The organism is Caulobacter sp. SRI_014 (genome assembly GCF_057586315.1).
Window position 1 is genome coordinate 72,038 of record NZ_JBYCZQ010000010.1, and the last position, 19,222, is coordinate 91,259.

Annotated in this window: 21 protein-coding genes; 8 read left to right on the forward strand and 13 right to left on the reverse strand. The window is 68.6% G+C overall.

The features are described 5' to 3' along the window. Window positions 1–48: 48 nt before the first annotated feature. The 9 genes from panB to AC2YG9_RS18595 all read right to left on the reverse strand — a co-directional run bounded on the left by panB (window position 49) and on the right by AC2YG9_RS18595 (window position 4,789). Window positions 49–876, reverse strand: a complete 828-nt coding sequence (gene panB / locus AC2YG9_RS18555; protein WP_487299478.1) for a 3-methyl-2-oxobutanoate hydroxymethyltransferase — start codon at window positions 874–876, stop codon at window positions 49–51. 110 nt (window positions 877–986) lie between these two features. Next, window positions 987–1,370 carry a hypothetical protein gene (locus AC2YG9_RS18560; RefSeq protein WP_487299479.1) on the reverse strand — a complete coding sequence of 128 codons (384 nt, stop codon included), beginning with the start codon at window positions 1,368–1,370 and terminating at the stop codon, window positions 987–989. Next, a complete protein-coding gene (locus tag AC2YG9_RS18565) occupies window positions 1,363–1,938 on the reverse strand; it encodes an RNA polymerase sigma factor (RefSeq protein ID WP_487299480.1) in 576 nt (191 codons plus the stop codon). The genes AC2YG9_RS18560 and AC2YG9_RS18565 overlap by 8 nt, the downstream gene beginning before the upstream one ends. Before the next feature lie 35 nt (window positions 1,939–1,973). Further along, window positions 1,974–2,354: a DUF6249 domain-containing protein gene (locus AC2YG9_RS18570; protein ID WP_487299481.1), complete on the reverse strand. Its 381-nt coding sequence runs from the start codon at window positions 2,352–2,354 to the stop codon at window positions 1,974–1,976. Window positions 2,355–2,484: 130 nt separating this feature from the next. Continuing rightward, window positions 2,485–2,778, reverse strand: a complete 294-nt coding sequence (locus AC2YG9_RS18575) for a hypothetical protein (protein ID WP_487299482.1) — start codon at window positions 2,776–2,778, stop codon at window positions 2,485–2,487. Continuing rightward, window positions 2,775–3,293: an RNA polymerase sigma factor gene (locus AC2YG9_RS18580; RefSeq protein WP_487299483.1), complete on the reverse strand. Its 519-nt coding sequence runs from the start codon at window positions 3,291–3,293 to the stop codon at window positions 2,775–2,777. Before AC2YG9_RS18580 ends, AC2YG9_RS18575 begins: the two co-directional genes overlap by 4 nt. Beyond that, window positions 3,293–3,733, reverse strand: coding sequence for a hypothetical protein (locus AC2YG9_RS18585; protein WP_487299484.1), 441 nt, complete (start codon window positions 3,731–3,733; stop codon window positions 3,293–3,295). The genes AC2YG9_RS18580 and AC2YG9_RS18585 overlap by 1 nt, the downstream gene beginning before the upstream one ends. 89 nt (window positions 3,734–3,822) lie before the next feature. Next, window positions 3,823–4,386, reverse strand: a complete 564-nt coding sequence (locus AC2YG9_RS18590; RefSeq protein WP_487299485.1) for a hypothetical protein — start codon at window positions 4,384–4,386, stop codon at window positions 3,823–3,825. A 52-nt stretch (window positions 4,387–4,438) separates the two neighbouring features. Then, a complete protein-coding gene (locus AC2YG9_RS18595) occupies window positions 4,439–4,789 on the reverse strand; it encodes an ArsC family reductase (protein ID WP_487299486.1) in 351 nt (116 codons plus the stop codon). 152 nt (window positions 4,790–4,941) lie between these two features. On the opposite strand from AC2YG9_RS18595, the gene AC2YG9_RS18600 reads away from it, so the two are divergent. The 3 genes from AC2YG9_RS18600 to AC2YG9_RS18610 all read left to right on the forward strand — a co-directional run bounded on the left by AC2YG9_RS18600 (window position 4,942) and on the right by AC2YG9_RS18610 (window position 8,227). Beyond that, window positions 4,942–5,466: a transporter family protein gene (locus tag AC2YG9_RS18600; protein ID WP_487299487.1), complete on the forward strand. Its 525-nt coding sequence runs from the start codon at window positions 4,942–4,944 to the stop codon at window positions 5,464–5,466. Between the two features lie 131 nt (window positions 5,467–5,597). Then, window positions 5,598–6,275 (forward strand): TorF family putative porin, encoded by a 678-nt coding sequence (locus AC2YG9_RS18605; RefSeq protein ID WP_487299488.1) that lies wholly within the window; start codon window positions 5,598–5,600, stop codon window positions 6,273–6,275. 14 nt (window positions 6,276–6,289) lie between these two features. Further along, window positions 6,290–8,227, forward strand: a complete 1,938-nt coding sequence (locus AC2YG9_RS18610; RefSeq protein ID WP_487299489.1) for a methyl-accepting chemotaxis protein — start codon at window positions 6,290–6,292, stop codon at window positions 8,225–8,227. Between the two features lie 12 nt (window positions 8,228–8,239). Here the strand turns inward: AC2YG9_RS18610 and AC2YG9_RS18615 are convergent, their stop codons facing one another. Both AC2YG9_RS18615 and AC2YG9_RS18620 read right to left on the reverse strand, forming a co-directional pair. Then, a complete protein-coding gene (locus tag AC2YG9_RS18615; RefSeq protein WP_487299490.1) occupies window positions 8,240–8,944 on the reverse strand; it encodes a glutathione S-transferase N-terminal domain-containing protein in 705 nt (234 codons plus the stop codon). Between the two features lie 9 nt (window positions 8,945–8,953). Further along, on the reverse strand, window positions 8,954–9,781 hold the full coding sequence (locus AC2YG9_RS18620) for an aldo/keto reductase (protein WP_487299491.1): 828 nt from the start codon (window positions 9,779–9,781) through the stop codon (window positions 8,954–8,956). A gap of 117 nt (window positions 9,782–9,898) precedes the next feature. Between AC2YG9_RS18620 and AC2YG9_RS18625 the strand changes: the two genes are divergently transcribed. Together AC2YG9_RS18625 and ilvD are read left to right on the forward strand one after the other, a co-directional pair. Further along, window positions 9,899–10,840 (forward strand): ornithine cyclodeaminase family protein, encoded by a 942-nt coding sequence (locus tag AC2YG9_RS18625; protein WP_487299492.1) that lies wholly within the window; start codon window positions 9,899–9,901, stop codon window positions 10,838–10,840. An 83-nt stretch (window positions 10,841–10,923) separates the two neighbouring features. After that, the gene (gene ilvD / locus AC2YG9_RS18630; RefSeq protein WP_487299493.1) at window positions 10,924–12,756 is read left to right on the forward strand and encodes a dihydroxy-acid dehydratase; all 1,833 of its coding nucleotides are present in this window, start codon (window positions 10,924–10,926) and stop codon (window positions 12,754–12,756) included. A gap of 3 nt (window positions 12,757–12,759) precedes the next feature. Here ilvD and AC2YG9_RS18635 read toward each other — a convergent pair whose 3' ends face one another. Next, on the reverse strand, window positions 12,760–13,632 hold the full coding sequence (locus AC2YG9_RS18635) for an EamA family transporter (protein ID WP_487299494.1): 873 nt from the start codon (window positions 13,630–13,632) through the stop codon (window positions 12,760–12,762). Between the two features lie 155 nt (window positions 13,633–13,787). Between AC2YG9_RS18635 and AC2YG9_RS18640 the strand changes: the two genes are divergently transcribed. Beyond that, complete coding sequence (locus tag AC2YG9_RS18640; RefSeq protein WP_487299495.1) at window positions 13,788–15,656, forward strand: S9 family peptidase; 1,869 nt, start codon at window positions 13,788–13,790, stop codon at window positions 15,654–15,656. 3 nt (window positions 15,657–15,659) lie between these two features. Here the strand turns inward: AC2YG9_RS18640 and AC2YG9_RS18645 are convergent, their stop codons facing one another. Next, window positions 15,660–17,159 carry a serine hydrolase domain-containing protein gene (locus tag AC2YG9_RS18645; protein WP_487299496.1) on the reverse strand — a complete coding sequence of 500 codons (1,500 nt, stop codon included), beginning with the start codon at window positions 17,157–17,159 and terminating at the stop codon, window positions 15,660–15,662. 116 nt (window positions 17,160–17,275) lie between these two features. Between AC2YG9_RS18645 and AC2YG9_RS18650 the strand changes: the two genes are divergently transcribed. Both AC2YG9_RS18650 and AC2YG9_RS18655 read left to right on the forward strand, forming a co-directional pair. After that, window positions 17,276–18,592, forward strand: coding sequence for an APC family permease (locus AC2YG9_RS18650; protein WP_487299497.1), 1,317 nt, complete (start codon window positions 17,276–17,278; stop codon window positions 18,590–18,592). 39 nt (window positions 18,593–18,631) lie between these two features. Beyond that, entirely contained in the window at window positions 18,632–19,216 is a 585-nt protein-coding gene (locus tag AC2YG9_RS18655; protein WP_487299498.1) for a hypothetical protein, read from the forward strand. Window positions 19,217–19,222: the final 6 nt, after the last annotated feature.

Sequence of the window (19,222 nt, forward strand, 5' to 3'; positions counted from 1 at the left end):
TCTAGTGTGCGTTGCGCACAGGGGGAAGGCCCTTCACCCGCCAGAACGCTAGCCCTTCTTCGCGAAGTAGGTCTCGGCCTCGCCCGGGAAGGTCCGCGCCTTGACCTCGGCGGCGTACTTGGCCCCGGCTTCGGCGATCTCGCCGCGCAGGTCGGCGAAGCGGCGCACGAACTTGGGAGTCCAGTCGAACAGGCCCAGCATGTCGTCGGTGACCAGGATCTGGCCGTCGCAACCGGCCGAGGCCCCGATGCCGATGGTCGGCGGAGCGATGGCGGCGGTGATCTCGCGGGCCAGGCCCTCCGCAACGCCTTCGACGACCACGGAGAAGGCCCCCGCGTCGGCCGTCGCCTTCGCCTCAGCCATGATCTTCGCCCGGCCGTCTTCGTCGCGGCCCTTGGCCTTGAAGCCGCCGTCGACCAGCACCGCCTGGGGCCGCAAGCCCACGTGGCCCATCACCGGGATGCCGCGCTGGACCATGTAGTGGATGGTGTCGGGCACGGTCGGGCCGCTCTCGACCTTCACCGCCTGGGCGCCCGTCTCCTTCATGATCCGGGCGGCGTTGTCATAGGCGGTTTCGGCGCTGCCCTCGTAGCTGCCGAACGGCATGTCGACGACGACCATGGCCTTGCGCGCCCCGCGCATCACCGCCTGGCCGTGCAGGATCATCATCTCCATGGTCACGCCGACCGTATTGGGCAGGCCATGCACCACCATCCCGACGCTGTCGCCGACCAGCAGCAGGTCGCAGTGGTCGTCGAGAATCTCGGCGATCGGGGCGGTATAGGCGGTGAGACAGACAATGGGGTCGCCGCCCTTGCGGGCGGCGATGTCCGGCGCCGCGAGACGCCGGACAACTTCCTGACGGTGCGAGGACACTAGACCCTCCCCGATTTGGACCGCGTCCAAATCGGACAAGGAGGGTCTAGCACTATTGATCTACGGCATGTCCGGGCGGCAGAACCGCACACACTTCTGCCTGACATGCCTTAGAACTCCTGGGTAGCCCGCGTGATCGCGAAGCCCAGCGCCATAACACCCAGCGCCGCCGTCATCCACAGAACTTCCGGGCTGACCGGCAGGGCCCCGAGGTTGGAACTGGCGTTCATCACCTCGCTGAAGGCCTTGCTCACGGCGCCGGCCTGGGCCGTCGCCTCGCTGCCGGCGGCCCTGAGGAACAGGCCCGCGCCCATCATCTGGCCGACCCCGACGACACCGGCGACTACGCCGGCCCCGCCGATCACCAGTCGGCGCACGGACCAGCCGCGCTCCATCCGCGCTTCCACCTGCCGGGCGAACAGCTCGGCGTCGGGGAATTGCGGCGCTTCAGCGAACATACGGTCGAGGCGCGTTTCGAACTCTAGATCAGACATGATCCTGCCTTTCCGCCTCGCGCCCTGCGCCTTGAGTTGGCGCAAGTCGGATCCGGAGCTTATCCAAACCACGTTTGACATGGGATTTCACAGTCCCCAAGGGGGCCCCGATGGTTTCTGCCGCTTCGGCGTGAGAAAGTCCCGCACCGTAGCAAAGCGACACACACAAACGTTCCTGGTCGGAAAGGCTCTTCATGGCCTCGTCCAGATCGATGCGGTCGACGGTGCTGACTTCTCCGCCATGACCCTCGTCGTCCTGTTCCACCTCTTCGGTCATCCGGCTGTCCTTGCGCCAGCGACGCACATAGAGCCGGGCGGCGATCCGCTTCACCCAGGCGGCGAAGGTGCCCTCGCCCCTGAATTCGCTGACCCGCTCGAAGGCGGTCAGGAAGGCGTCCTGCGCGATGTCGTCGGCGGTCGAGGGCTGGGCCCCCATCCGGCGCAGCAGCCCCCGGACGGCCGAGGAGTGCCTGCGCACCAGCTCGCCGAAGGCCGCGCGGTCGCCCGCCGCCGCGAGGCCGGCGAGCTCCACATCGTGCAGTCCTGTTACAGCCCTTGCCTGGGCCATGCTTGGTTACTCCCCCTTGGAGCTGCCGCAGGTCCTTAGACCTGCTTGCCCTTGTTGGGGTTGAAGAAGCTGAGGACGATGAAGGTCAGGCCGATGATGGCCGGGATCGACCCGATGCCACCCATGACCGTGAAGCCCTCATCCCACTCGTAGGAGAGGATGTAGCCGAAGGCGGCGACGCCCAGGCCGATGCCCAGCCAGATCACCCCGGTGCGCAGGTCGCTGACCGCCGTGGGGGCGACCTTCACGTTCTTGGTCAGGGCGTCGATCACCTCGGGAGGCATCGGTTGGCCCTTGTCGATGGCCGAGCGCAGGGTGTCCTGCATCTGGGCGCGTTCCTGGCTCTTCAGCCAGCCCGGGACGATGACGATCGCCGCGATCATGGCGAAGAAAGCAATGGGGATCAGCATTTCCATGGTGGTGAACCTTCTCTTGAATCTCTGCGACGCCGCGCTGTTGCGTGCGCCATCTGATCATGAGAGGCGCGAGGGGGGTTCAACGGATGCGGAATTCCGCATGAAATGTTCGTAAGGCGCGAAACCGTCTTCAGATCTCGCGCGGACGCAACGCCATCTGACCCATGCCGATGAGGCTGAGCGTCGCGATCAGCACCGCCACGCCGGTAGCCAGCGACTGCGCCGCCGGCTCCAGCACGCTGGCCAGCACCGGGGCCAGGGCCCACAGCACCAGCCCGCCGACCAGGGCGGCCATCGCCGCCATCAGCAGGGCCTGCTCCAGCTCGCGGCGGGCGACCGCCTTCATGACCGCCGCGTTGAACGACGGCTCGGACGCCGGCTTGGCGGCGCCCAGGAAGGCCGCGATCTTGTCATCGGGGGTCATGCACGCTCTCCCAAACTCGCCAGCAGTCTATCGCGTCCGCGCGTCACATGCGACTTCACAGTGCCGAGCGGCAATCCAAGCACCTGCGCCGCCTCGCCATGGCTCCAGCCCTCGGCCAGACACAGCGTCACCGCGGCCCGTTGCTCGGGCGAAAGCTGCGCCAGAGCCGCCTCCAGCGCCATCCGCTCCTCGGGCCCGACGCCATCGGACGCCGTCTGCTCCTCGGTCGCCGCCCAGTCGTGGTCGCGCACCGCCGAACGGCGCGCCGAACGCGCCGTTGTCTGGGCCTTCTTCCAGGCAATGCCGAACAGCCAGGGCCGAAAGCCGTCGTCCTCCCGCAGCCGGTTCAGGCTCGACCAGGCGGTCACGAACGCTTCCTGGGCTATGTCGTCGGCCTCGGCCCAGCCATGCGCCCGACGCAGAAAGCCACGCAAGGGCCCCTGGTGACGCTCGACCAGCCGGGCAAAGGCGGCCTGGGATCCTTCCCGGGCCGCCTTCACCAGAAGCGCGTCCATCAGTCCCGCCGGCTCGTCAGGGCGGTGACCAGGTTGGCCAGGCAAAGGGCGCCCATCACGAAGGTGACGATCAGGAAGGCCCCGCTGGCGTCCGGATAGACGCGGGTCACCGAGGCGACGCCAAAGCCCAGCGCCATCACCCCGAACAGCACCACCTGATACCAGCGGCCTTCGTTGCGCCGGATGCGGCGGTAGCGGCGGCGCTCCTCGCGGTCGCTCCAGCCATCCTCGTTGTCCTCGGCCTCGTCCTCTGCCTTCATCCGGCCTGCGACGCGCTCGAGCAGCGCAGCCGGCGGCTCCTTGCCCTGGTCGGTGTAGCTCTTGATCAGGTCCAGGGTGTCGCGGTGACGCCGGTAGCGCATCACCTGGTCGAACGCCTGGGCGACGAAGAAGCCCAGCGGGAACAGCAGCCACCAGTAGGATCGAAACAGGTCTTCCATGTCTTAGCCCTCCAGCCCGGGACGATCATCGCCCGGTTTTGAGGACTAGTCGCCGCCGAATGGGGCCGTGGATGCACCGGCCCCAAAAATTATTTCAGCCCCGCCTTGGCCTTGATCGAGGTGATCTGGGCGGTGAAGTAGGGCTGCTCGCCCTGCTTCTTCAGGTAGGCGTCGAACTCTTCCAGCAGTTCGACCGCATCCTTGGGCTGGCCCTTGCGGACCAGCTGGGCCGCCAGGCTGCCGCGCACATCGACCAGGCTCGGCACCAGCTCCAGGGCCTTCAGGTTGGCCCGGATGGCGTTGTCGAGGTCGCCGGTGGCGTCGAGGCTGAGGGCGTAGCTGGCGTAGAAGTCGTAGGTGATGACCCCCAGGTCCTCGGCCTTCTTGTAGAAGTACAGCGCCTCCTTGTGGTGGCCGGCGCGGGTGCGGGCGATGCCGAGCCTGGCGTTGACCTCCGGATCGTTGGGGTAGGTCTTCAGGTAGCCGTTGTAGTTGGCCGCCGCGCAGTTCCACTCCCGGCGGGCGAAGCAGTCGTTGCCGTCCTCCAGGCTGGCCGGCTGCGGCGCCGCCGGCGCCGGCTTGACCTGGTCGCAGGCCCCAAGGAGCGCAGTCAGCGCCAGAGCGGCGGCCAGGGTCAGGATGATCACACGCATGAAGAGCTCCCCCGAGAACTTCGCCACGGCTAACACGCCGGGCGGGGCCGCGTCACTTGCCGAACGCCGCGGCGTATCGTTCCGCCTTGAAGCCGACCAGCAGGGGCCCGGCTCCCTCGACCACCGGCCGTTTGATCATCGAGGGCTGGGCCGTCATCAGGGCGATGGCCTTGGCCTCATCGAGGTCCTCCCGATCGGCCTCGGGTAGCTTGCGGAAGGTTGTACCGGCCTTGTTGAGCAGCACCTCCCAGCCGACCTCGCCGGCCCAGGCGCGCAGCTTTTCGGCGGTCACGCCCAGGGTCTTGTAGTCGTGGAAGCCGTAAGGGACGCCCTCCCCTTCCAGCCATTTGCGGGCCTTGGCGACGGTGTCACAGTTCTTGATGCCGTACATCGTGGCGGCCATGGCGTGCTCCCGGAAATGACCGGGCTGTCCTCTCCGAAGACGCCCGGAGCGTCAACCTCGCCAGCGGTGAAGCATGGTCTGCAACCCGCTCCCGTTCCGACCGTTAGCGCGATATGAGGCTGTTCCTGTCCTGTCTGAGTCTTGCGGGCGTGATGACCTGCGCCGGTGTCGCCAGCGCCCAGACGCTGCCCGATCCCACGCTTGAACGTCTTCGCGTCGCCCCGGCCGACGGCGGCCTGGCCGCAAGTCTCAGCGACCGCGACGCGCCCGACGCCTGGCGCGAGGGCGATGTCCCGACCTTCAAATTGCGTTGGAAAGGCCAAGAGTCGGAGTGGAATGTCTCCGCCGCCAGCCGCTTTGTCGAGGAAACGGAGGCCAACGCCCGCGACTTCCAGACGCAGGGCCTGTTCGAGGCCGAGGGCGCGGTCGTCCGCCGGATTGGCGGCTTCCGTGTCGGGGCCGTCGGCTATTCAGCGCGCACGGTCGGTGACAAGACGCGCGGCGGCCCCAAGCTCGGGGCCATGAAGTGGCAGGGCAACGCCGCCGGACCCATCGTCGGCTACGACACCAAAATCGCCGGCAAGCCCGCGACTCTGGCCCTGCGCTGGTATCGGGAAATCGATGCGCCGGGCGAGAACGGCGACACCGTCTCGGCCTCGTTCGCCGTACGCTTCTGAAGAACTGAGGTTCTCAAAAGAGGGAATTTTCAGAATAGATTTGTATCGCGTTTGAGAAATTGAACTCAAACGCGCGTTTACCACATCGCAATGTAGTCACGTCTAAAGAGCCCGAAATCACCGAGGGCTCAATGAAAAATATCATTGTTATTTCTACAGTCTTTCTGGGCCTGGCCGCTGCCGCGCCGGCCATGGCGGGCGAATTCTCCGGCAAGGTTGGCCTGGCCAGCCAGTATCTCGGCAAGGGCCTCGGCAAGAGCGACGAGGATCCGGCCGTCAGCGCCTCGCTGCGCTGGACTCAGGGCGGCTTCTACGCCGACGCCTTCTACTCCCAGGCCGCCTCCGCCAAGGGCGCCGACGCCGAAGTCATCGTGACCACCGGCTATGTCGCTGAATTCGGCGAGTTCGAACTCGACAGCCAACTACTCTACCGTGAAATGATAGGCGAGCAGAACGGCGTCGACAGCGGTTACTTCGAAGCCCAGTTCGACCTGTCGCGCGACTTCGGCAAGACCTTCAGCGGCCGCCTGCGCGTCAACTACTCGCCCGACACCTACGGCGCCACCGACGAAGCCTGGTGGGTCGAGGCCCAGGGCGGCGCCAAGATCTACGAGGGCGGCAAGCTGACGGCCGCCTACGCCGTGCGCCGCACCGAGAACGGCACGGACTACGACGCCTGGAATATCGGCGTGAGGCACAGGTTCACCAAGGCCATCAGCGGCGACCTGCGCTGGTACGACACCGACGGCCATGACTTCGGCGAACGCTACGAGGGCCGCCTCGTCGGCGCCCTGACCTACAGCTTCTAAGGGGATATCGGGGCATGGCCTTCGCCGACTGGAACATCTCGCGCAAAGTCACCGCCGCCTTCGCCGGCGTGGTGGCGATCATGGGCGCCTCGGGCGTCTTCACCGTCTACCAGGTGCAGAACATCAACGCCGCCCAGGAGCGGCTGAAGGTGGCCTGGAACGAGGATGTCGCCATCCGCGAGTCGCGGTTCTACCTGGCCCGCCAGGAGAACAGCCTGCGCGGCTGGGTGCTCAGCCAGGACGACTACTACCTGGGCCGGGTCAACGCCCACCGCGAGAACTTCCAGAAGCGCATGGCCATCCTGCGTGAGGCCTCGGCCGGGGATCAGACCGAACTGGCCGAGATCGCCGCCACCGAAGCGGCCGCCGACGTCTGGTACAAGGGCGCCGTCGACGCCGCCGGCGGCCTGCTGAAGGCCGGCTCCACGGCCGACGCCGCCGCTTTGATCGGCCGCGAGGGCAATGCCGACAAGCTGATGGGCGCGGTCGAGGACAACCTCGACAAGGTCGCCGCCTCCTCAGAGGCCGGCATCAAGGCCGAGCGCGACGCCTTCGACACCACCCTGGCCACCACCGTCACCCTGGCCCTGCTGGGCGTGACCCTGGCCGCCCTGCTGGCCGCCTTCGCCGGCTGGCTGTTGGCCCGCACCCTCAGCCGCCCGGTCCGCGCCCTGACCGGCGACATGCAACGCCTGGCCAAGGGCGATCTCAACGTCGAGATCGCCAGCGCCGGCCGCGGCGACGAGATCGGGGCCATGAGCCGCGCCGTCCAGGTGTTCAAGGACAACGCCATGGCCCTGCGCACCGCCTCGGCCGACAAGGAACGGATGGAAGGCGACGCCCAGGCGACCCGCCAGCGCACCGAGGCCGAGCGAGCCCGCGCCGCCGCTGAACAGGCCGTCGTCGTCGAAGAAACCGCCAAGGGCCTCAGCGCCCTGTCGGCCGGCAACCTCGCCTATCGCATCAACGCCGACTTCCCCGGCGACTACCTGCGCCTGAAGACCGACTTCAACGACGCGCTGGGCAAGCTGGAAGCGGCCATGGGCGTCATCAACGCCAACGCCACGGCCATCCGCTCGGGCTCCGACGAGATCAGCCAGGCGGCCGACGACATGTCGCGCCGCACCGAGCACAACGCCGCCACGCTCGAGGAGACGGCCGCCGCGCTCGACCAGATCACCGCCACCGTCCGCCGCACCGCCGAGGGCGCCAAACAGGCCGATCAGGTCGTCCGGGGCGCCCGCGCCGACGCCGAGCAGAGCGGCGTCATCGTCGCCAACGCCGTCTCGGCCATGAGCCAGATCGAACGCTCGGCCGGCGAGATCAGCCAGATCATCGGCGTCATCGACGAGATCGCCTTCCAGACCAACCTGCTGGCGCTCAATGCCGGGGTCGAAGCCGCCCGCGCCGGTGACGCCGGCCGTGGCTTCGCGGTCGTCGCTTCGGAGGTGCGGGCCCTGGCCCAGCGTTCGGCGGGCGCCGCCAAGGAGATCAAGACCCTGATCTCCGCCTCGACCGAACAGGTCGGTCAGGGGGTCGCCCTGGTCGGCCAGACCGGCCAGGCTCTGCAGCGCATCGTCGCCAGCGTCAGCGAGATCACCACCCTGGTCACCGAGATCACCGCCTCCAGCCAGGAGCAGGCCTCGGCCCTCGGCGAGGTCAACACCGCCGTCAACCAGATGGACCAGGTGACCCAGCAGAACGCGGCCATGGTCGAGCAGTCCACCGCCGCCAGCCACGCCCTGCGCCGTGAGGCGGGCGAACTGGCCCGCCTGGTCTCGCAGTTCAAGACCAGCGGCTCGGCCCCGGCCCCCGCTCACCGCCAGCCGGTGATGACGGCGGCGCAGAGGCCCGCCGCGACCGACTTCCGGAGCCGCCATTCGGCCCCGACCCTCAAGCAGACCAGCCAGGTCGCCCGGGCGCCGGAAGCCGAGGGCTGGGACGAGTTCTAGTAAACGGGGACCTCAGTCGCGAGACGGGATCGTCAGGCCGCGCTGCACAGCCGGTCTGGCGAGCCCCCGTTCCAGCCAGGCTTTCACGGCCCCATAGTCGTCGAACCCGACCAGATCCCCGGCCTCGTAGAAGCCGACCAGGTTGCGGACCCAGCCCAGCGTGGCGATGTCGGCGATGGTGTAGTCATCGCCCATGATCCAGTCGCGGCCGGTCAACCGCTCGTCCAGCACCTGCAACAGGCGCTTGGCCTCGGTCACGTACCGCTCGAGCGGTCGCTTGTCCTCGTAGTCCTTGCCGGCGAACTTGTTGAAGAAGCCGACCTGGCCGAACATCGGCCCGACCCCGCCCATCTGCCACATCACCCAGGCGATGGTTTCCCAGCGCGCCTGCGGCTCTGATGGCAGGAACTTGCCGCTCTTCTCGGCCAGATAGATCAGGATGGCCCCGGACTCGAACAGGCCCAGCGGTTCGCCGTTCGGTCCGTTGGGATCGATGATCGCCGGGATCTTGCCATTGGGGTTCAGCGACCTGAACTCGGGCAGATGGCTCTCGTTCTGCATGATGTCGACGAGGTGCGGCTCGTAAGGAAGACCGGTCTCCTCCAGCATGATCGAGACCTTCACCCCGTTGGGCGTCGGCAGGCCGTACAGCTGGATGACGCTCGGATCCTTGGCGGGCCAGCGCCCGGTGATCGGAAAATCGGAAAGCTCGGTCATCGCGGGGTCCTAGAAGTCGGCGGTCAGCGGGTCGGGGCCGATGCGGCCGCCGGCGGTGTCGAGCGCGGCGATGGCGGCGAGGTCCGCCTCATCGAGCTGGAAGTCGAACACCTCGAAGTTCTGGACGATCCGCGACGGCGTCACCGATTTCGGGATCACCACCAGGCCGTTGTCGACATGCCAGCGGATGATGACCTGCGCCGCCGTCTTGCCGTGCTTGCCCGCGATGCCGGCGATCACCGGGTCGGACAGCAGCTGCCCCTGACCCAAGGGGCTCCAGGACTCCGTCAGCACGCCGCGCGCCGCATTGGCCTCGCGTAGCGCTCGCTGCTGGAAGCGCGGATGCAGTTCGATCTGGTTGATCGCCGGGGCCACGCCGGTCTCGCCGGTGATCCGATCCAGATGCTCGGCGGCGAAGTTGGAGACGCCGATGGATTTCACCCGCCCCTCCTTCTGAAGCTGCACCAGCGCCTTCCAGCTCTCGACATAGAGCCCCTTCTTCGGGGCCGGCCAGTGGATCAGGTAGAGGTCGAGATGGTCGAGGCCGAGACGGCCAAGGCTCTTTTCGGCGGCGACCAGGGTCTCGTCATACCCCTGGTTGTCGTTCCACAGCTTGGTCGTGACGAACACAGCGTCCCGCGCCAGGCCCGAGGCCCGGATTCCCTCTCCGACCCCCTTCTCGTTGCGGTAGGCGGCGGCGGTGTCGACGTGGCGGTAGCCAGCGTCCAGCGCCGTCTTCACAACCTCGGCCGAGGTCTCGTTGGGCGTCTGCCAGACGCCGAGGCCGACCTGCGGAATCGTGCGGCCGTCGTTGAAGGTCAGATGGGTCTGGGTCACGGGCGGTATCCTGGCAAGGGTGTGAGCTTGCCCGCGCGGCCCTGCGCGGAAGCGACCTCGCAGATAGGCGCCCGCGCCGCCCGCCGATAGGGTCGGCAAGCAATCAAGGGAGTCGGCATGCGCTTCATCGACCGCGACGAGGTCCGCGCCCGCCTGACGTACGACCTCTGCATCCCCATCGTCCGCGAGGCGATGATCACCTTCTCCACCGGCGAGACCCGCCAGCTGCTGCGCGGCATCATCCCCCTGAGCGGCGACCGCCTGTTCGGCGTCATGCCCGGCGCCATGGCCGCCGACGGCCCGTTCGGCGCCAAGCTGATCAGCGTCTTCCCCGAAAACTTCGCCAAAGGTCGCCAGTCCCACCAGGGGGTCGTCGTCCTGTTCGATCCCGACGACGGCGCTCCGGTCTGTATCCTCCACGCCGGCGAGATCACCGCCATCCGCACCGCCGCCGCCAGCGCCGTGGCCACCGACGCCCTCGCCCGTCCCGACGCCCACCGCATGGCCGTCCTGGGCTACGGCGAACAGGCAGAAAGCCACATCCACGCCATCGCAAAAGTCCGCGACCTGACCGAGGTCCGCGTCTGGGGCCGCCACCCGGACCGCGCCGCCGCCTTCGCCGCCCGCCTGTCGAAAGACCTGCCCTTCCCGATCACCGCCGCCCCCGACGCCCGCGGCGCTGTCCAGGGCGCCGACATCGTCTGCACCGTCACCAACGCCGCCGAGCCCATCCTGCTCGGCGAATGGCTGGAGCCCGGCATGCACCTTAACCTGGTCGGTTCCAGCTACGCCGGCCCCGTCGAGGTCGACCACGCCGTCGTCACGGCCAGCCGATTCATTGCCGACAGCCGCAAGGGCGTCCTCGCTCAGGGCGCCGAGTTCCTCAAAGCCAAGGCCGCCGGCCTGATCACAGACGCCCACCTCGTCGCCGAAATCGGCGAGGTCCTGACCGGGCGCGTCGAAGGCCGCCGTGGCCCGGACGAGATCACCGCCTACAAATCCCTCGGCCACGTCGTCCAGGATCTGGCCAGCGCCTGGGCGCTTTACCGCGGAAACTGACGCCGCAGATCATGGACTTTCATCGCTGTTAGAGGCATTTTCTCCCCGCCTCCCCGGCCCGAACGCGACACTAGAGAAAAATCATGCCTGCCTATCGCTCGCGCACCTCCACGCATGGCCGCAACATGGCTGGCGCCCGGGGCCTCTGGCGCGCCACCGGCATGAAGGATGGTGATTTCGGCAAGCCGATCATCGCCGTGGTCAACAGCTTCACCCAGTTCGTGCCGGGCCACGTCCACCTGAAGGACCTGGGCCAGCTGGTCGCCCGTGAGATCGAACGGGCCGGCGGTGTCGCCAAGGAGTTCAACACCATCGCGGTCGACGACGGCATCGCCATGGGCCACGACGGCATGCTCTACAGCCTGCCCTCGCGCGAGCTGATCGCCGACGCCGCCGAATACATGGTCAACGCCCACTGCGCCGACGCCATGGTCTGCATCTCCAACTGCGACAAGATCACGCCCGGCATGCTGATGGCATCCTTGCGGGTCAACATCCCCACGGTCTTCGTCTCCGGCGGCCCGATGGAGGCCGGCAAGGTCATCCTCAAGGGCAAGGAGGTCGCCCTCGACCTCGTCGACGCCATGGTCGCCGCCGCCGACGACAGCGTCAGCGACGCCGACGTCGCCACCATCGAACGCTCCGCCTGTCCGACCTGCGGCAGCTGTTCGGGCATGTTCACCGCCAATTCGATGAACTGCCTGACCGAGGCGCTGGGCCTCTCCCTGCCCGGCAACGGCTCGGTGCTGGCCACCCATTCGGACCGCGAGCGGCTGTTCCTCGAGGCGGGCCACCTGATCGTCGACATCACCCGCCGCTACTACGAGCAGAACGACGAGAGCGTCCTGCCGCGCAACGTCGCCAGCTTCCGCGCCTTCGAAAACGCCATGAGCCTCGACATCGCCATGGGCGGCTCGACCAACACCGTGCTGCACCTGCTGGCCGCCGCCTACGAAGGCGGCGTCGATTTCACCATGGAAGACATCGACCGGCTGTCGCGCCGCGTTCCCTGCCTCTCCAAGGTCGCCCCGGCCAAGTCCGACGTCCACATGGAGGACGTCCACCGCGCCGGCGGCGTCATGGCCATCCTCGGCCAACTGGAAAAGGCCGGCCTGCTCCACACCGACCTGCCGACGGTCCACTCCCCCTCGATGGGCGCGGCCCTCGAGCGCTGGGACATCTCCCGCACCGAAAGCGAGACCGTCCGCACCTTCTTCAAGGCCGCCCCCGGCGGCGTGCCGACCCAGACCGCCTTCAGCCAGTCCCGCCGCTGGGAAGAGCTCGACCTCGACCGCGAGACGGGCGTCATCCGCAGCGCCGAGCACGCCTTCAGCCAGGACGGCGGTCTGGCCGTGCTGAGCGGCAACCTGGCCCTCGACGGCTGCATCGTGAAAACCGCCGGCGTCGACGAGAGCATCCTGACCTTCTCCGGTCCGGCCCGCGTCTTCGAAAGCCAGGACGCCTCGGTCAGCGCCATCCTGACCGGCAAGATCAAGGCCGGCGACGTCCTGGTCATCCGTTACGAGGGCCCCAAGGGCGGCCCCGGCATGCAGGAGATGCTGTATCCGACCAGCTACCTGAAATCGAAGGGCCTCGGCAAAGCCTGCGCCCTGGTCACCGACGGCCGCTTCTCGGGCGGCACCAGCGGCCTCTCCATCGGCCACGTCTCGCCCGAAGCTGCCGAGGGCGGGCTGATCGGCCTGGTGGAAGAAGGCGACATCATCGACATCGACATCCCGGGCCGCGGCATCAGCCTGCGGGTCGACGACGCCGTCCTCGCTGAGCGCCGCGCCGCCATGGACGCCAAGGGCTGGCAGCCGGCGACCAAGCGCGAACGCAAAGTCTCCACCGCCCTGCGCGCCTACGCCGCGTTCACCACCAGCGCGGCGAAGGGGGCGGTGCGGGTGGTGCCGTAGGGCTCACCCGGCGCCGAGCAGCACAACGCCGAGAATCATCGCCGCGCAGCCGGCCAAGCGCACCGGCCCAACCTTCTCCTTGAGGATCAGCACGCCCAGCAGGGCGGCGACCATCATCGACATCTCTCGCATCGGCGCCACCACGCCCAGCGGTGCTCCCATGTCGAGCGCCGCCAGCACCAGGATGTAGGACAGCGGCGACAGCAGCCCGACGCCCAGCGCCATTCGCCAGTGCCCGCGCATCCGCGCCAGCGACGCGCGCGGATTGGCCAGCACCACCGGCGCCAGCATCGGAAACCGCAAGGCGTTGCCGACCCAGACCAGCATCACCGGCGCGATGGCCAGAGCCTTCACCCCGTAAGCATCGACGACCGAATAGGCAGCGATCAACGCGCCGGTCGCCAGTCCCCAGCCGAGGCCCTCCTTGCCGCCCGGCCGCGCAAACACCGCCAGCTTGCCGTCGGTGGAAATCAGCACGATGCCCGCCACCACCGCCAGCAGGCCAAACGTCCGCGCCAGAGTTGGCGTCTCACCCAGCAGCAGGACCGCCGCCAAGGCCGCCAGCATCGGCCCCGTCCCACGCGCCACCGGATAGACCACCGACAGCTCGGCCACGCGGTATCCCCGCTGCAGGGTCAGGGTGTAGGCCAGGTTGATCGCCGAACTGAGCAGCAGGCAGCCGAACACCGGCCAGCTCCAGACCATGGCCTCCTGCGCCATCTGCCAGATCGCCCAGGGCGCATAGGCGATGCAGATGATCAGGTTGGTGCAGGCGATGAAGGCGGGCCCGGCCTGCGCCGCCCGCTTGACCATGAAATTCCAGCTCGCGTGGATGACCGCGGCCAGCACCACCAGCGCCAAGGCCGCCGCCGTCATCGCTCCCGCCCCTTGGTCATGCCATCGACCCTACTTCGCGCCCGCGCAGATGGCGTGCAAGACCGATGTGTTCGTGGCGCTCTGACGATGGCTTGCCAGCCCGCCCGATCCGACGTCACCTGTCGCCCTCACGATCAGCGGACCCTGGACCGGCGATGAAACCCCTCTGGCTTGCCCTCACCCTCGCGGCGCTCTCAATTCCCGCCGCCGCCCAGGACCCCGCCGTCGCCGCCAAGGTCGAAGCCCTCGGCAAGATCAACTCCGCCAACACGCCCAGCCTGTCCCCCGACGGCCGCTACATGGCCCACCTGAGCAACGAGACCGGCAGCCCGCAGGTCTGGATCCGCGACCTCACCGGCGCGACCCCGCCGCGCCAGCTGACCCGCCTGCCGGACCCTGTCGGTGATGTGCAGTGGTCGCCGACCGGCGAATGGCTTGCCTATGTCGTCGCGCCCGGCGGTGGGCTGAACACCCAGATCTGGCTGATCAAGCCGGATGGTTCGGGCGCCAAACGCGTCACCCCCGGCGGCAAGGAAAACAACGGCCTCAACGGCTGGACCCGCGACGGCAAGGCCCTGCTGATCGACACCAACAAGGACAACCCGGCCGCCCGCGACGCCGCCATCCTCGACATCGCCACCGGCCAGTGGCGGATGCTGACCAGCAACGAAGGCCTCAATGGCGTCGCCGACCTGCGTGGCGAGCGGGCCGTGCTCAGCCGGCTGGTGGGCCGGGGCGACAACAACCTGTACCTGATCGATCTGAAGACCGGCAAAGAGACCCTGCTGACCCCGCACGAGGGCAAGGCCCAGACCGGCTGGGGCGCGCTGTCGCCGGACGGCCGGACCGTCTACGTCGGCTCCAACGTCGGCCGCGACCGCGCCGCCTTCGGGGTCATCACCCTTGGCCCCGACGGCGCCCCCTCGCCGATCCGCTACCTCGCCAGCCGCGATGACGCCGTCGCCGACGGCGCGGTGCTCAGCGAGGACGGCGCCATCGCCGCCCTGATGTGGAACGCCGGCGGCCGCAGCGAACTGGCCTGGCTCGACACCGCCAGCGGCAAGGTGCGCCCTGGCCCGGCCCTGCCCATCGATATCGGCGGCCCGGCCGAGTTCACCCCTGACGGCAAGGCCCTGATCCTGGTCGGGGGCGCCGCCAACCGCACCGGCGACATCTACCGCGTCGACGTCGCCACCGGCGCCGTCACCCGGCTGACCGAAAGCCGCCACGAGGGCGTCGATCTCGCCAGCCTGGTCCGCCCCGAACTGATCGAGTACACGGCCGACGACGGGGTGAAACTGTCCGGCTGGCTCTACCGCCCGGCCGGCGCCAAGGGCCCGCTGCCCCTGGTCTTCGTCTATCACGGCGGCCCCGAGGGTCAGGCCCGCCCGTCGATGAGCCCGGACGCCCAGGCCCTGGTCGCCAACGGCATCGCCGTCTTCGCCCCGAACGTCCGCGGCTCCTCCGGCTTCGGCAAGGCCTTCATGGCCATGGACGACGGCGCCAAGCGGGTCGACGGCGTGCGCGACATCAAGGCCACCACCGACGCCCTGGTCTCGCGCGGCATCGCCGATCCGAAGAAGCTGGGCATCATGGGCGGCAGCTACGGTGGCTACATGGTGATGGCCGGCGTCACCGAATATCCGGACATGTTCGCGGCCGGCGCCAATCTGTTTGGCGTGGTCAACTTCGAGAGCTTCTTCCGCGAGACCGAGCCGTGGATGGCCGCCATCTCGACCACCGAGTACGGCGACCCGGCCACCCAGATGGACATGCTGCGCAGCCTGTCGCCGATCCACAAGCTGGACCGCATCAAGACCCCGCTGTTCGTCCTGCACGGCGCAAACGACACCAACGTGCCGGTGGTCGAGGCCGAACAGATCGTCAGCTCGCTGAAGGCCCGGGGCGTGCCGGTGAAGTACACCCTGTTCCCCGACGAGGGCCACGGCTGGCGCAAGACGCCCAACCGCATCCGGTCGACGACCGAGATCGTCGCCTTCTTCGTCGAGCACCTGAAGCCGTAGGGACTAAGGCTTCATCACCTCGAACGACAGGCTCTGCAGCCGCACGTCCGGCGTCGGGGCCAGCAGGAACCCGCCGCTAACCCGGCCGTGCTCGCAGGTCCAGGTGAAGCCGCCCTGCATGGCCGTTGAGGCGCTGACCGGTTCATCCGTGGCGCAGGCGCCGACCTCGGTCTTCACCCGGGCCAGTTCGCGCCGCCAGTGCGGCTCGTCGCGGTCGAGCAGGAAGTTCATCGCCAGGCTGTCGTCATGGCCGGCGACCGCGCCCTGGGCGAAGATCTTGCGCACCACGCCATAGGCCGCCTCCACCCGGTCGCTGACCGCCACAACCCGGTCCGACGCCTCGCCCGCCGCCAGCAGGGCCAGCGCCGCCTTCCAGGCCGGGACCGACGGCCCCGAATAGGTCCGGTTGGTGAGGACGAAGATGCCGATGCCCTTCTCCGGCAACAGCAGCACATGCGAGCCATAGCCTGGATAGCCGCCGCCATGGCTCAGGGTGCGCCCCAGGTCGCAGTCGTCGCTGACCCGCCAGCCCATGCCATAGGCGATCGCCGCCCGGCACGGCGTCCCGCCCATGGCGCTGTTGCGCATCGCCCCCAGCGGAAAGTTCGAGCCCTCGGCGATCTCGCGGACCGTCGGCCGGGCCATCACCCCGATGTCCGGCTCATCCCGCGCCGGCCAGGCCGACAGCAGGAAGGCGACCCATTTGGCATAGTCGTTCGCGGTGGTCTCGACCCCGCCCATGGCGCCGAACACCCCGTCGGCCATGTCCGGCTCACGCCGCCAGCCGCTGTCCTCCCAGCGATAGCCGATGGCCCGCCGCTCGGGCGGAGACCTGGCGATATCGTAGCCGGTCGAAGCCATGCCCAGGGGCTTCATGAAGGTGTCACGGATGTAGACCTGATAGGGTTTGCCAGAGACGTTGGTGATGATCCGCCCCAGGGTCGCGTACCCGAAATTGGAATACTCCATCGCCTGGCCGCCCGGGCGCGAGAAGGGCACGCCCGCCTTCAACACCCGGGTGAACTCCGCCTCGCTCATCGGCTGCTGACGGTCGCCCCAGGGATCGTCGGTGACGAAGCCGGCGACATGGTTGAGCAGGTCCCGCACCCGGATCCGCCGCGTGTCGCGGGTCGGATACGTCCAGCCCTTCATCTCCGGCACATAGAGCTCGGCCGGCGCATCGAGCGACAGCCTGCCCTCGTCGCGCAGCTTGAGGATGGCCAGCGCCGTGAAGGCCTTGCTCATCGAGGCGATCCGGAAGCGGCTGTCGGCGTCGACGGCCCGCCCGGACACGACGTCCTGCACCCCCTGCCCCCGCACCGCGACCAGCTTGCCGTCGATGACGATGCCGTAGACGAGCCCCGGCACATGGCTGTCCAGCCGCCAGTCGTTGAAGATGCCGTCGATCTTCGCCAGCAGCGCCGCGTCCGGCTCGGCCCGCGCCGCCGCCGGAACCACCAGCGCCGCCACGGCGGCCAAAGTCATCGCCAGTCGTCTGAGCATCCACCACTCCCCGTCGCCCGCCCCGAAAGACCGACCCGCCCCCTGGGCGAACGGCGGTCGTTGTCGGCTCCGGCCAACCGTGATCTACAAATCCCGGGGCCGTAAGGGGGAAAAGCATGAGCAAGCCGGATCAGGGCCATCTGCTGCGCGTGCTGGGCGTGGCCTTCGGCGTCGCGGCCGTGGTCGGCGGCACCATCGGCCAGGGCGTGCTGCGCGCGCCGGGGGTGGTCGCCACCGGCGTGCAGGACGCCGGCGTCATCCTCGCCCTCTGGGTCGTGGTCGGCCTGTTCTCGGCCATCGACGCCATGTCGACCGTCGAGCTGGCCGTCTCGGTCCGCAAGACCGGCGGCCCCTACGCCTTCGCCCGCCGCGCCTTCGGGCGGTTCACCGGCCTGGCGACCGGCATCGCCGACTGGCTGGGCTATGTCGGCGCCGTCGCCTTTCTGGGGGTGGTGTTCGGCGAGTATCTGCACCGCCTGGGCATCGCCACCACCATCCCGATCAGCGCCCTGGCCATCGGCATCCTCTTGGTCATCGGCGTCATCCAGGCGCTCGGCACCCGCGTCGGCGGCGCATCGCAACAGGTCGGCAGCGCCATCAAGGCCCTGATGTTCCTGGCCCTCATCGGGGCCCTGATGCTGGCCCCGCGCGGCGCCCCGGTCGAAACCGTCCAGGCCAGCGCACCGCTGACCCTGCTGGGCCTGATCGTCGCCTTCCGCGCCATCAGCGGCACCTACACCGGCTGGAGCGCCGCCGCCTACTTCGCCGAGGAGGTCAAGGATCCCGGCAAGACCATCGTCCGCGCCACCTTCGCCGGCATCGCTCTGGTCACCGTCATCTATGTGCTGGCCAACCTGGCCTATCTCATGGTCCTCAGCCCGGCCGAGATGGCCGGCTCCAACCTGGTCGCGGCCGACGCCGCCGCCCGGGTCTTCGGCCCGGCTGCCGATACCATCGTCACCGCCGTCTCGCTGATCTCGCTGGTCACCATCCTCAACGCCATCCTGATGAGCCAGCCGCGACTGGTTTACGCCATCGCCCGCGACGCCGACATTCCCGGCCTCAACCGCGTCGCCGCCAACGGCAGCCCGCAGTTCGCCCTGGGCTTCATGGTCGTGGCCGCCGGCCTGCTGGCCCTGGTCGGGGTCTATGAGATCCTGCTGGCTTTCTCGGCGGCGCTGATCGTCGCGGTCTCGGTCTGCGTCAACCTCGCGGCCCTGTGGCTGCGCCGCAAGGAGCCGAACCTCGAGCGGCCCTGGAAGATGCCGCTGTTCCCGTTGCCGGCCCTGTTCTCGCTAATCCTCAACGGCGCGATCCTCGCGGCCTTCCTCTACGAGTCGCCCGACATCGCGGCCAAAGCCTACGGCGGGCTGATCGTCCTGACCGCCCTTGCCTATGTCATCACCCGTCGCCGCGCGCCGGCCGAGGCCTGAGACGAGGCAACCTTGCGATCGTTCCACCGTTCTCCCGGCATGCGACATCATTCCCTGTTCGCCGCCTCGGCGGTCGCCCTCACCCTGGCGCTGGCCGCCTGCTCCCCCGCGTCGAATGCGCCCGCCGAGCCGACCAGCCCGGCCCCGGCTCCGGAAGTTCCGGCGCCCACCAGCCCGCCGCCGCCGACCGCATCGAACGTGATCGGCCTGGAAGGCCTTGGCGACCTCAAGCTCGGCCAGGCCGTCCCCGCCGGCAGCGCCTGGGCCGCCCGCGGCGCCCAGGCCAGCGAAGGCTGCACCACCATCACCTCACCGGCCTATCCCGGCGTCTACGCCATCGTCACCGACGGCAAGGTGCAGCGCATCACCGTCGGCCAGCGCTCGGACGTGAAGCTGGTTGAAGGCGTCGGGGTCGGCGCCACCGAAGCGGAGGTAAAGTCGTGGTTCGGCGGCTTCCGCGAGGAGCCGCACAAATACGTGGAGGCGCCAGGCAAGTACCTGACCGCCCCCAACGCCGCCAGCGGCGACCCCGCTGTGCGCTTCGAGATCGGCGCCGACGGCAAGGTCAGCCTGATCCACGTCGGCGTGATGCCGGTGCTGGGCTACGTCGAGGGCTGCGCCTAACGCTCA